At 57.6% G+C, this 12,264-nt stretch carries 15 protein-coding genes; 12 read left to right on the forward strand and 3 right to left on the reverse strand.

All coding sequences use genetic code 11. The features are described 5' to 3' along the window. Positions 1–149 precede the first annotated feature (149 nt). The 3 genes from rimJ (at position 150) to murJ (ending at position 3,390) form a co-directional block, all read left to right on the forward strand. Positions 150–743 (forward strand): ribosomal protein S5-alanine N-acetyltransferase, encoded by a 594-nt coding sequence (gene rimJ, locus E0E17_RS14315; RefSeq protein WP_130834693.1) that lies wholly within the window; start codon positions 150–152, stop codon positions 741–743. A gap of 66 nt (positions 744–809) precedes the next feature. Beyond that, positions 810–1,730, forward strand: a complete 921-nt coding sequence (locus E0E17_RS14320; RefSeq protein WP_130834694.1) for a Gfo/Idh/MocA family protein — start codon at positions 810–812, stop codon at positions 1,728–1,730. Positions 1,731–1,851: 121 nt separating this feature from the next. Beyond that, entirely contained in the window at positions 1,852–3,390 is a 1,539-nt protein-coding gene (gene murJ, locus E0E17_RS14325; RefSeq protein ID WP_130834695.1) for a murein biosynthesis integral membrane protein MurJ, read from the forward strand. A gap of 39 nt (positions 3,391–3,429) precedes the next feature. Here murJ and flgN read toward each other — a convergent pair whose 3' ends face one another. The 3 genes from flgN to flgA form a co-directional block, all read right to left on the reverse strand. Continuing rightward, positions 3,430–3,861, reverse strand: a complete 432-nt coding sequence (gene flgN, locus E0E17_RS14330; RefSeq protein ID WP_130834696.1) for a flagellar export chaperone FlgN — start codon at positions 3,859–3,861, stop codon at positions 3,430–3,432. Positions 3,862–3,866: 5 nt separating this feature from the next. Then, positions 3,867–4,169, reverse strand: a complete 303-nt coding sequence (gene flgM, locus E0E17_RS14335) for a flagellar biosynthesis anti-sigma factor FlgM (protein ID WP_130834697.1) — start codon at positions 4,167–4,169, stop codon at positions 3,867–3,869. Between the two features lie 103 nt (positions 4,170–4,272). Then, the gene (gene flgA / locus E0E17_RS14340) at positions 4,273–4,932 is read right to left on the reverse strand and encodes a flagellar basal body P-ring formation chaperone FlgA (protein WP_130834698.1); all 660 of its coding nucleotides are present in this window, start codon (positions 4,930–4,932) and stop codon (positions 4,273–4,275) included. Between the two features lie 154 nt (positions 4,933–5,086). Between flgA and flgB the strand changes: the two genes are divergently transcribed. The 9 genes from flgB to flgJ all read left to right on the forward strand — a co-directional run bounded on the left by flgB (position 5,087) and on the right by flgJ (position 12,262). Further along, positions 5,087–5,500: a flagellar basal body rod protein FlgB gene (gene flgB / locus E0E17_RS14345; RefSeq protein ID WP_130834699.1), complete on the forward strand. Its 414-nt coding sequence runs from the start codon at positions 5,087–5,089 to the stop codon at positions 5,498–5,500. 2 nt (positions 5,501–5,502) lie between these two features. Further along, positions 5,503–5,907 (forward strand): flagellar basal body rod protein FlgC, encoded by a 405-nt coding sequence (gene flgC / locus E0E17_RS14350; RefSeq protein ID WP_130834700.1) that lies wholly within the window; start codon positions 5,503–5,505, stop codon positions 5,905–5,907. A gap of 12 nt (positions 5,908–5,919) precedes the next feature. Continuing rightward, the gene (flgD, locus tag E0E17_RS14355) at positions 5,920–6,591 is read left to right on the forward strand and encodes a flagellar hook assembly protein FlgD (RefSeq protein ID WP_130834701.1); all 672 of its coding nucleotides are present in this window, start codon (positions 5,920–5,922) and stop codon (positions 6,589–6,591) included. 25 nt (positions 6,592–6,616) lie between these two features. Continuing rightward, on the forward strand, positions 6,617–7,852 hold the full coding sequence (flgE, locus tag E0E17_RS14360; protein ID WP_130834702.1) for a flagellar hook protein FlgE: 1,236 nt from the start codon (positions 6,617–6,619) through the stop codon (positions 7,850–7,852). Between the two features lie 20 nt (positions 7,853–7,872). After that, on the forward strand, positions 7,873–8,631 hold the full coding sequence (locus tag E0E17_RS14365; RefSeq protein ID WP_130834703.1) for a flagellar basal body rod protein FlgF: 759 nt from the start codon (positions 7,873–7,875) through the stop codon (positions 8,629–8,631). Between the two features lie 16 nt (positions 8,632–8,647). Beyond that, positions 8,648–9,430, forward strand: a complete 783-nt coding sequence (gene flgG, locus E0E17_RS14370) for a flagellar basal-body rod protein FlgG (protein ID WP_130834704.1) — start codon at positions 8,648–8,650, stop codon at positions 9,428–9,430. A gap of 63 nt (positions 9,431–9,493) precedes the next feature. Next, positions 9,494–10,201 carry a flagellar basal body L-ring protein FlgH gene (locus E0E17_RS14375; protein ID WP_130834705.1) on the forward strand — a complete coding sequence of 236 codons (708 nt, stop codon included), beginning with the start codon at positions 9,494–9,496 and terminating at the stop codon, positions 10,199–10,201. A gap of 10 nt (positions 10,202–10,211) precedes the next feature. Continuing rightward, positions 10,212–11,321, forward strand: a complete 1,110-nt coding sequence (locus E0E17_RS14380; RefSeq protein ID WP_130835561.1) for a flagellar basal body P-ring protein FlgI — start codon at positions 10,212–10,214, stop codon at positions 11,319–11,321. Beyond that, a complete protein-coding gene (gene flgJ / locus E0E17_RS14385) occupies positions 11,321–12,262 on the forward strand; it encodes a flagellar assembly peptidoglycan hydrolase FlgJ (protein WP_130834706.1) in 942 nt (313 codons plus the stop codon). The genes E0E17_RS14380 and flgJ overlap by 1 nt, the downstream gene beginning before the upstream one ends. Positions 12,263–12,264 lie beyond the last annotated feature (2 nt).

Raw genomic sequence — 12,264 nt, forward strand, 5'->3', positions numbered from 1 at the left:
GTTACCCGACGTGACAGTTCCCGCCACGCAGACAACAGTAAAGCGTAACGTTTTACCGCAGCGCAGGGGACAGTTATAGTGAATAAGAGCGAACCTGAGCGGCTCGCACGCTACTCTCTTTTTTCAGCCATGGATTTCAGGAGAAATTGATGTTTGGCTATCGTTCTGCCGCGCCCAGGGTGCGATTAACCACTGACCGGCTGGTGGTGCGTTTGGTTCACGAACGTGATGCCTGGCGTCTGGCCGATTACTATGCGGAAAACCGGCTGTTTCTCAAGCCCTGGGAACCGGTGCGCGATGAGAGTCACTGTTATCCTTCGGGTTGGCAGGCGCGCCTGGGGCTGATCAACGATATGCACAAGCAGGGATCGGCCTTCTATTTTATCCTGCTGGATCCGGAAGAAACGGAAGTGCGCGGCGTAGCGAACTTCAGTAACGTGCTGCGCGGATCCTTCCATGCCTGCTATCTCGGTTATTCGCTGGGCGAGAAGTGGCAGGGGCAGGGGCTGATGTACGAAGCGCTACAGAGCGCGATTCGCTATATTCAGCGTCAGCAGCATATTCATCGCATCATGGCGAACTATATGCCCCATAATCAGCGCAGCGGTAATCTGCTGGCGCGCCTCGGCTTTGAAAAAGAGGGCTACGCCAAAGATTATCTGTTGATCGACGGACGCTGGCAGGATCATGTCCTGACTGCACTGACCTGGCGCGAATGGACGCCCGATCGCCGTGGACCTTAAAGACACAAACATAACAAACAGAGCACGCTTAGCGCAGGCTCAGCTGCCAGAAAAAGGAGTCTGAAAATGGTGTTACGAATTGGTGTGGTCGGGCTGGGCGGTATCGCGCAAAAAGCCTGGTTGCCGGTATTAAGCCAGGCGGAAAGCTGGCAACTGGTTGGGGCATTTTCACCGAATCAGCTTAAAGCGCAGCCGTTGTGTGACAGCTACCGGATGCCTTATTACGCCCGGCTGGAGGCGCTGGCGGCCGATTGTGATGCGGTATTTGTCCACAGCAGCACCGCCAGCCACTATGAAGTGGTGAAAGCGCTGCTGCTGGCAGATAAAGATGTCTGTGTCGATAAGCCGCTGGCAGCCACCCTGAGCCAGGCGGAAGAGCTGGTAGAGCTGGCAGAACGGCGCAAGCGTAGGCTGATGGTGGCTTTTAATCGCCGTTTTGCGCCACGTTACCAGCAGCTGAAGGCAGAGATGGGCCATGCCGCCTCGCTACGGATAGATAAGCATCGCAGTAACAGCATCGGTCCGCAGGATACCCTCTTTACTCTGCTGGATGACTATCTCCACCTGGTGGATACCGCGCTCTGGCTGGGGGGCGGACAGGCGGACCTGCTGCAGGGGTTTATCGACAGCAATGAGCAGGGGGCGATGCGCTATGCTGAGCACTATTTTGCCGCCGGTAACACGCGCATTACCACCAGCATGCACCGCCGTGCCGGTAGCCAGCGTGAATCGGTGACGGCCGTGTGCGACGGATCGCTGATTCAGATTACCGATATGCGTGACTGGCAGCAGGAGCGGCAGGGACAGGTGTTGATCGATCCGGTGCCCGCCTGGCAAAGTCTGCTGGTCCAGCGTGGCTTTGTTGGTGCCGCCCACCATTTTATCCAGTGCGTACAAAATCAGACGATGCCTGAAACCAGTGGCGAACAGGCGCTGCTGGCGCAGCGAATGGTCGAAAAACTGTGGCGTAAAGCGCAACAACACTAACCTCTGATCACAATCGCTGCTGGTCATTTCCCGCTTTGTCAGTAGACTATCGCCGGGCATCAAAGGATGTCCGCGCTAAGTCACTCATTTTGCCGTTTCTTTTCAGGATGCGCCGCCACTTATGAATTTGTTAAAATCGCTGGCAGCGGTCAGTTCGATGACCCTGTTTTCCCGCGTGCTGGGCTTTACCCGCGATGCCATCGTTGCGCGTGTATTTGGTGCCGGCATGGCGACCGATGCCTTTTTTGTCGCCTTCAAGCTGCCCAATCTGTTACGCCGCATTTTTGCCGAGGGTGCCTTTTCGCAAGCCTTTGTGCCCATCCTGGCGGAATATAAAAGCAAGCAGGGGGAAGAGGCGACCCGACTGTTTGTTGCCTGGGTTTCCGGCCTGCTGACACTGGCGCTGGCCGTGGTTACGCTCGCGGGCATGTTCGCCGCGCCCTGGGTAATTCTGGTCACCGCGCCCGGTTTTGCCGACACCGCCGATAAATTCGCCTTAACCTCATCGCTGCTGCGTATCACCTTTCCCTATATTTTACTGATCTCGCTCGCCTCGCTGGCGGGCGCGATTTTGAATACCTGGAACCGCTTTTCAGTGCCCGCGTTTGCGCCAACGCTGCTGAATATCAGCATGATCGGATTTGCCCTGTTTGCGGCTCCCCATTTTGACCCACCGGTGCTGGCACTCGCCTGGGCCGTGGTGGCCGGTGGCGTACTGCAGCTGGGCTACCAGTTGCCGCACCTGAGAAAGATCGGCATGCTGGTGCTGCCGCGCCTCAACCTGAAGGATGCGGGCGTCTGGCGCGTGATACGGCAGATGGGGCCGGCGATCCTCGGGGTATCGGTGAGCCAGATCTCCCTGATTATCAACACCATTTTCGCCTCCTTTCTGGTTTCCGGCTCGGTTTCCTGGATGTATTACGCCGATCGCCTGATGGAGTTCCCTTCTGGCGTGCTGGGCGTGGCGCTTGGCACCATCTTGCTGCCGTCGCTGTCGAAAAGTTTCGCCACCGGCAATCACGATGAATATTCGCGCCTGATGGACTGGGGCCTGCGCCTCTGTTTTCTGCTGGCGTTACCCAGTGCGGTGGCGCTGGGCATTCTTTCCGGCCCGCTGACCATCGCCCTGTTTCAGTATGGTAAGTTCAGCGCCTTCGATGCGCTGATGACCCAGCGCGCGCTGATTGCCTATTCTGTCGGTCTGCTGGGGCTGATTGTGGTAAAAGTGCTGGCGCCGGGCTTCTATTCCCGCCAGGACATCAAAACCCCGGTAAGAATCGCCATTGTCACCCTGATCATGACGCAACTGATGAACCTGGCCTTTATCGGCCCGCTGAAGCATGCCGGGCTGGCGCTGTCGATTGGCCTGGCCGCCTGTCTGAATGCCGCACTGCTTTACTGGCAGCTGCGTAAGCAGAAAATTTTTCAGCCACAGCCGGGCTGGTACGCCTTTATGCTGCGGCTGATCGTGGCGGTGGCGGTGATGGCGGGCACGCTCTGGGGACTGATGCAGGTGATGCCAGCCTGGGAAGAGGGCAATATGCTCTGGCGTCTGTTACGCCTGGCAGGGATCTGCGCGGCAGGCGGCGCGGCTTACTTTATGATGCTGGCGCTGATGGGTTTCCGTCTGAGCGACTTTGCGCGTCGTACCCACGCCTGAGACAGAAAAAAACCGCTGGTGTAGGCCAGCGGTTTTTTTTTATGCCTTGCGACTCAGGGTGGCGTTGCCTTTGCCCAGCCCGTCCGGGCCGTAAAATGCCTGGGTCTGGTGCGGTTTTAACACCCTGAGCGCCTCATCGGTATAATCGATTTGATGCTGCAACAGCATGCCATTATGCACGTTGGTGTCACGCAGACGCTGAGTCTGCAGCTGGATCGCCTCCCAGCGGCGTGTCATCTCGCTCTGACCACGATAAGGTGCCTGTACGCCGCAGCTCTTTTCGCTGGCACGACGCATTTCATCCAGATAGTTCAGCGTAGCGAGCAGCGCGCTCTTATCTTCGGTAATACGCTGCAGCAAATTACTGTTGATGTGGCCAGCAGAGAGTTGCTGTTGTTCTTCGTTCATCACTTCTGCCAGTGAGGAAAGCACGGCCTGCATCTTATCCAGTGTGGTCAGCAAATCAGTCATGGGAGTTAATTACCCTGTAAATAATCTCTGGTATCGGCGATCAGCGCGTCAGCAATTTTGCCGGTATCCATTTTCAGCTCGCCGTTACGGATAGCGGTTTTCAGTTGCTCAACACGTGCCATATTAATGTCTTGCGCGCCGGGTTTCGTTAATTGCGCCTGGGCTTCACTCAGACGGACCTGAGCCCCGGTTTCACTGGTCGCGGGCGTAGCAGCCTGACGCACCTTCGTGGTGTTGTTGCTGTCGTTGTTTTCGCGGGTTTGAACCGTGCTAACCGGGTTTAAAGGTTGAGTTCTGTCGATGCTCATTCTTGGGCTCCTGTAAGCTGGGCGGATCGTGCCGCCTGCATCAGCGTAGAGTATGATCAATGTTGCTTACTCTATCGGCAAAGCAACAGGGTACTTTAGCGCTTTATAGCGTTATCAGAATATTCCCATCATCGTCCACCCGGCCGCTGACCACCTGGCCATTTCCCATACGCACACGTACCCACTGCGAGGCAGCGGCGTTATTCAGCGCCTGTCCTGCGCCGCTGGCGTTAAAGCCGTCGCCGCTGGCGATCACCACCACCTTTTGTCCCGCCTTCACGCGCCAGGGCTGACGCAGCATGGAGAGCGTCACAGGCTGTCCCGGCAGGATATCGCGCAGCACCACTGCATCGTTGAGACCGTTGCTGTTGAACAGCGCGCGTGCCGGTAAGGTATCGAGGCGCCCGGACTGCAGACGAAAATCGCTGGCCGTCACGCTGCTGCCGCGCGTCAGCGCGTGGGTGGCAACCAGATAGTTGCCGGTGACCTGGACCTGCACCTGCAGATAGCGGCGGTTTTCGCCGCAGTTGGCCGCCACGCTCAGGTTGCCCCACAGGCGGCTGTTGCCCGGCAGGGTAAAACGAGGCGCTTCACAGGCGGGCCACTGCGCCTCAGGCGTGCGCACTACCACCTTCATGCCAGCGGCATGTTGCGGGTCGCGCACCTGAAAGAAACGGGTCAGTTGTGCCGTGAGATCGCTGGCGCGCACCGGCAGGGCAATCAGCACCAGCAGCATGCCCAACAGCACTGAATATCCACGCATGTTGCATCTCCTTACTGACAGTGACGCTGATTCTACGCAGACACGCGTGAACTCAAGGCGAAAAATAACCGATCTTTTAGGCTTTATTCAGACGATGGCCCTTGCTTTTCACCCCGTAAGCTGTCAGCTCGAAATTCTCATTTGCGGAGGAAGCATGCTCGACAAACTGGATGCGGCAATGCGATTCGGTACTGAAGCCCTTAACCTGCGTGCACAACGTCAGGAGATTCTGGCGTCCAATATCGCTAACGCAGATACGCCGGGCTATCAGGCACGGGATATTGACTTTGCCAGTGAGCTGAGTCGCGTGATGCAAAACGGACGTGCCGAAGGGCGCAGCATGGCGCTGAAGGTAACCTCGACACGCCACATCGAAGCGCAAAACAATTCCCAGCCGGCACTGGATCTGCTCTATCGCATTCCCGATCAGCCTTCGGCGGATGGCAACACCGTTGATATGGATCGTGAGCGTACGCAGTTCGCGGATAACAGCCTGAAATATCAAACCGATCTCACCCTCATCAGCAGCCAGATCAAAGGCATGATGAGCGTCTTGCAGGGGCAATAAAGATGGCATTGCTGAATATTTTTGACATTGCCGGTTCAGCCATGACCGCACAATCCCAGCGACTCAACGTCAGCGCCAGTAACCTGGCCAACGCCGACAGCGTCACCGGGCCGGACGGCCAGCCTTATGCGGCAAAACAGGTGGTGTTTCAGACCGATGCCGCCCCGGGCGCGGCGACCGGTGGTGTGCGCGTGGCGCAGGTGGTCGAGGACCCCTCTCCCGCCAGACTGGTCTATGACCCGGGTAACCCGATGGCTGATGACAAGGGCTACGTCAAGATGCCCAACGTCGATGTGGTAGCCGAGACGGTGAACACCATGTCCGCTTCACGCAGCTATCAGGCCAACGTGGAAGTCCTGAATACCGTGAAATCAATGATGATGAAAACCCTGACCATGGGTCAATAACGGAGAGTAACTATGGGCATCGCGGTAGGCGTTAATGAGTCGTTGGATCCCAGCGTCCTCAGTTCCAGCAGCAGCCAGACAGCCAATAATGCGCAGGACTTACAGAACCAGTTTCTGACCCTGCTGGTGACGCAGTTGCAGAACCAGGATCCAACCAACCCGATGGATAACAGCCAGCTGACGACCCAGCTGGCGCAGATCAACACGCTGGGCGGTATTGAAAAACTCAACACCACGCTGGGTTCGATTTCCGGTCAGATTACCGCTGGCCAGTCGCTACAGAGCTCGACGCTGATTGGTCACGGCGTGATGGTGAAAGGAACCCAGGTGCTGGTCGGCAACGGCACCAGCACACCTTTTGGCGTGGAGTTGGGCAGCGCGTCCACCGCGACCACGGCCACCATTAAAGACAGCAATGGCAGCGTGGTACGCACCATTGAAATCGGCGGGCTCTCCGCCGGGGTACATACCTTCTCCTGGGACGGCAAGCTGGCCGACGGCTCTGCGGCACCGGACGGGAAATACAGCGTCTCTGTCGCCGCCAGTAACGGCTCAGAGCAGCTGGTGGCGCAGCCACTGAACTATGCGTACGTCAGCGGCGTCAGCACCACCGACAAAGTGACGCGTCTTGATCTCGGCACCATGGGCACTGCGACCCTGGATGAAATTCGTCAGATTCTCTGATTAACCTCTTAACAGGATAAAACACATGTCATTTTCCCAAGCGGTCAGCGGCCTGGGTGCTGCCTCCAGTAACCTCGACGTTATCGGCAACAACATCGCTAACTCCGCTACAGCAGGCTTTAAATCCAGTACCATCGCTTTCGCCGATATGTATGCCGGCTCTAAAGTGGGTCTCGGCACCAAAGTGGCTGCGGTGATCCAGAACTTTAACGATGGATCCACCACCACCACCAGCCGCGGTCTTGACGTCGCGCTGAGCGGTAACGGCTTTTTCCGTATGGCTGATCAGAGCGGTGCGGTGTATTACTCACGTAACGGCCAGTTTACCCTGGATGCCGAACGTAACCTGGTGAATACCCAGGGCCTGAACGTGACCGGCTATCCGGCCAGCGGCACGCCGCCGACCATTCAGACCGGTGCTAACCCGGTAGCGCTGAGCATTCCGGCCACCCAGATGCAGGCGCGCGCGACCGCCAATGCTTCACTGGTTGCTAACCTGAACTCCACCGATCAAGTACCAGCCGTAGCTTTTGACGCCAGTAAGATCGACAGCTATAACGGCAAAAGCACTATCACTACCTTTGATTCCCAAGGGAACGATCATCAATTGGACCTTTATTTCGTTAAAGCTTCCACCCCAGCCAATACATGGAATGTGCATGCTCTGGATTCCACCACAGGTGGTAATGCTGGCGAGTTTAAGATGGCGTTTGATGAAAACGGTACGATGACCGGCATTACTGGTGTTGGCACTACTGTTGCAACTGGTACCTCCGTTACCCTGACCATCAATGGTTCTAACGGTGCAGCAGCAAACCAGAACATTACCCTCAGCATGCTGAACAGCATGCAGCAGAACACCGGCGCCACGACCTTTGGTAACCCGACCCAGGATGGCTATGCACCGGGCGATCTGACCAGCTATGCGATCAACGATGACGGCACCATCACCGGTACCTACTCCAACCAGAAAACCCAGCTGCTGGGTCAGATTGTGCTGGCCAGCTTCTCAAACTCTGAAGGCCTGAAGTCAGAAGGCAACAACGTCTGGTCTGAAACCAACGCATCCGGACAGGCGGCCATCGGCCTGGCAAACACCGGCACCTATGGATCGCTGATCGCCGGCGCGCTGGAATCCTCCAACGTCGATATGAGCCAGGAACTGGTGAACATGATCGTGGCGCAGCGTAACTATCAGGCGAACGCCCAGACGATCAAAACCCAGGATCAGATCCTCAACACACTGGTTAACTTGCGTTAATACGCTAACGGGATTGCCTTATGGATCACGCAATATATACCGCCATGGGCGCCGCCAGTCAGACGCTGGATCAGCAGGCGGTCACGGCCAGCAATCTCGCCAACGCCTCCACGCCAGGTTTTCGTGCGCAGCTCAACGCGCTGCGCGCGGTGCCGGTCGAGGGCTGGTCGCTGCCGACCCGTACCCTGGTGGCCGCGTCAACCCCGGGTGCTGATATGAGCCCGGGGGCGATGAACTATACCGAGCGTCCGCTGGATGTGGCGGTACAGCAGGACGGCTGGCTGGCAGTACGCACCGCCGATGGCAGCGAGGCCTACACCCGTAACGGTAGCATGCAGATCAGCCCGACCGGCATTCTGACGATCCAGGGCAACCCGGTAATGGGTGATGGCGGCCCGATCGCCGTGCCGCAAGGCGCGGAGCTGACCATTGCCGCCGATGGCTCGATTACTGCGCTGAACGCCGGCGACGCCCCCAATGCCACTGTGCAGCTGGGACGTCTCAAACTGGTGAAGGCCACGGGTAGCGAGTTAACGCGCGGCGACGACGGCATGTTTCGTCTGACAGCAAATGCCCAGGCGCAACGTGGCGCGGTGCTGCCCAATGACGCTACCGTGCAGGTCATGCCGGGCGTGCTGGAAGGCAGTAACGTCAAGCCGGTGGAAACCATGGTTGATATGATCACCAATGCCCGCCGTTTTGAGATGCAAATGAAAGTGATCTCAAACGTGGATGAAAACGAACAAAAAGCCAACCAGCTGCTGAATATGAGCAGCTAAGGCGCGAGGAAAAATAATGATTCGTTCTTTATGGATCGCGAAAACCGGTCTTGACGCACAGCAAACCAATATGGACGTGATCGCCAACAACCTGGCGAACGTCAGCACCAATGGCTTTAAACGCTCGCGTGCTGTGTTTGAAGATCTGATGTATCAGACGCTGCGTCAGCCGGGTGCTCAGTCGTCTGAACAGACCACGCTGCCTTCCGGTCTGCAGATCGGTACGGGTGTGCGTCCGGTCACCACGGAACGTCTGCACAATCAGGGTAACCTGTCGCAAACCAGCAACTCGAAAGATGTGGCGATCAACGGCCAGGGCTATATCCAGGTACAGATGCCGGATGGCACCTCTGCGTATACCCGTGACGGCTCGTTCCAGGTGGATCAGAATGGCCAGCTGGTGACCAACGCCGGTTTCCCGGTGCAGCCAGGCATCACCATTCCGGCGAATGCGCTGAGCATTACCATTGCCCGCGATGGTGTGGTCAGCGTGACGCAGCAGGGCCAGGCGCAGGCGGTGCAGGTTGGACAGCTGACCCTGAGCACCTTTATCAACGACTCAGGTCTGGAAAGTATTGGTGAAAACCTCTACCAGGAAACTCAGGCTTCAGGCGCGCCGACCGAGAGCACCCCGGGCCAGAATGGCGCCGGTCTGATCTACCAGGGCTATGTTGAAACCTCAAACGTCAACGTGGCGGAAGAGCTGGTTACCATGATTCAGACCCAGCGTGCTTATGAAATTAACAGTAAAGCGATCAGCACCTCTGATCAGATGCTGCAAAAATTAACACAGGTGTAAACCGGTGCGTTAAGGGCCAGCTCCGGCTGGCCCAACCCAGAATATGAATAAGGTCGTGACGCCGTGGCGAAGCAAGTGAATATCAAGCCTGGATACTGGTTAGTGGCAACGCTGCTGACCCTTAACGGTTGTGCGTTAGTGCCGCGCACGCCACTGGTGGAAGGGGCAACTTCGGCTCAGCCGCTGCCCTCTGCGCCGCCGGTGGTCAACGGCTCTATTTTTCAGGGTGTGGCGCCGCTTAACTACGGCTATCAGCCACTGTTTGAAGACCGTCGTCCACGTAACGTCGGCGATACGCTGACCATTACCCTGCAGGAAAATGTCAGCGCCAGTAAAAGCTCATCCGCTAACGCCAGCCGCGACGGCAGCAACAGCTTTGGCCTGAGTTCCATACCAACCGGTCTTGCCGGGCTGGTGGGTGCCGGTGGCGAAAAAGCCAATTTTGCGGCAGAAGGCAATAACGATTTCGCGGGCAAAGGTGGCGCTTCGGCCAATAACACCTTTACCGGCACCATTACCGTGACCGTTAATCAGGTGTTGTCCAATGGCAACCTGAAGGTGGTGGGTGAAAAACAGATCGCGATTAATCAGGGCACCGAGTTCATTCGTTTCTCAGGCGTGGTGAATCCGCGCACCATCAGTGCCAGCAACTCGGTGGTTTCAACGGCGGTGGCTGACGCACGTATTGAGTACGTCGGTAACGGTTATATTAATGAAGCGCAGACCATGGGCTGGCTGCAACGCTTCTTCCTGAACATCTCACCGATGTAAGAGGGTTATGATGAAAAAGTTAACGTTGCTGCGCGTGGGCCTGGGCCTGCTGCTCGGCCTGAGTTTCCTGGTGCAGGCCGATCGCATACGTGACCTCACCACGGTACAGGGCGTGCGTGAAAACCAGCTGATTGGTTATGGCCTGGTGGTGGGACTGGATGGAACCGGGGATCAGACCACCCAGACGCCATTCACCACCCAGACGGTCAGTAACATGCTCTCTCAACTGGGGATCACGGTGCCACCCGGCACCAATATGCAGCTCAAGAACGTCGCGGCCGTGATGGTGACGGCGAAGCTGCCTTCCTTTGCCCGTCAGGGACAAACCCTGGATGTGGTGGTCTCGTCGCTGGGTAATGCGAAAAGCCTGCGCGGCGGTACGCTGCTGATGACGCCGATGAAAGGCGTTGATAACCAGGTTTATGCGCTGGCCCAGGGCAATATTCTGGTTGGCGGTGCGGGAGCCCAGGCGGGCGGCAGCAGCGTACAGGTTAACCAGCTGAACGGTGGCCGCATCACCGGTGGCGCTACGGTCGAGCGTGAACTGCAAAGCAACTTCGGCAGCCAGAACGTTATCAACCTGCAGCTGAACACCGAAGATTTCACCATGGCACAACGCATTGCTGATGCCATTAACAGCCGCGGCGGCTACGGTGCCGCACAACCGCTTGATGCCCGTACCGTACAGGTGCGTGTCTCACCGAATAACAGTGCTCAGGTGCGCCTGCTGGCCGATATTCAGAACATTGATGTGGCTGTTCCGCTGGAAGACGCGAAGGTGATTATTAACTCGCGTACCGGCTCGGTGGTGATGAACCGCGAAGTAACGCTGAATACCTGTGCGGTGGCGCAGGGCAACCTCTCCGTCACGGTGAATCAGCAGCAGAACGTCAACCAGCCGAATACGCCATTCGCTGGCGGTCAGACGGTGGTGACGCCGCAAACGCAGATCGATTTGCGCCAGAGCGGCGGCGCGCTGCAGCGGGTCAGCGCCAGCGCCAATCTGAATAACGTGGTGCGCGCGCTGAATGCGCTGGGTGCGTCCCCGATTGAACTGATGTCCATTTTGCAGTCGATGCAGAGTGCCGGCTGTTTACGCGCCAGACTGGAAATTATCTGATGGCTGATCTGGATAGCCTGACCGGAGCGGCATATGACAGCCGCTCACTCAACGAACTGAAACGCCAGGCGAGCAGCGACCCGCAGGGCAAAGCGCTGCAGGTGGCGAAACAGGTGCAAGGGATGTTCGTGCAGATGATGCTGAAGAGCATGCGCGCCGCGCTGCCGCAGGACGGCATCCTGAGCAACGATCAAACACGCCTCTATACCTCGCTGTACGATCAGCAGATCGCGCAGGAAATCGGTAATCGCGGACTGGGGCTGGCGGAAACCATCGTGAAACAGATGCAGCCTGCGCAGGCGCCGGACGAGAAGGCGGGCACCGTGCCGATGAAGCTGGATAACAACTTTATCGTCTCCAGTATGGCACCGGTGCAGCTGGAGCAGATGGTGCGTAAAGCGCTGCCGCGTCTGCCCGTGTCACCCGCCGATCTGCCCGGCGACAGCAGCGAGTTTATTGCCCAGCTGGCGCAGCCGGCGAAAATCGCCAGCGAGCAGAGCGGTATCCCGCATCACCTGATTCTGGCGCAGGCGGCGCTGGAGTCGGGCTGGGGCCAGCGTCAGATTCTGACTCGCGACGGTAAGCCCAGCTATAACGTGTTCGGCATTAAGGCCAGCGGCAACTGGCAGGGCGAAACCACCGATATCATGACCACCGAATATGAGCATGGCGAGGCGAAAAAAGTGCGCGCCAGCTTCCGCGTGTATGGCTCCTATCTGGAAGCGATCAGCGATTACGTGAAGCTACTGACCAACAACCCGCGCTACGCCGCGGTCAGCAATGCCCAGACGGCGGAGCAGGGCGCGCACGCGTTGCAGGCGGCGGGTTACGCCACCGATCCGCGTTACGCGCAAAAACTGGTAGGAATGATTCAGCAATTCAAAGGCATGGGCGAAAAAGTGGTGAAAGCCTACAGTCAGGATTTAAGCAGTCTGTTCTGATT

The organism is [Erwinia] mediterraneensis (genome assembly GCF_900604315.1).
Lineage (GTDB): Bacteria > Pseudomonadota > Gammaproteobacteria > Enterobacterales > Enterobacteriaceae > Pantoea > Pantoea mediterraneensis_A.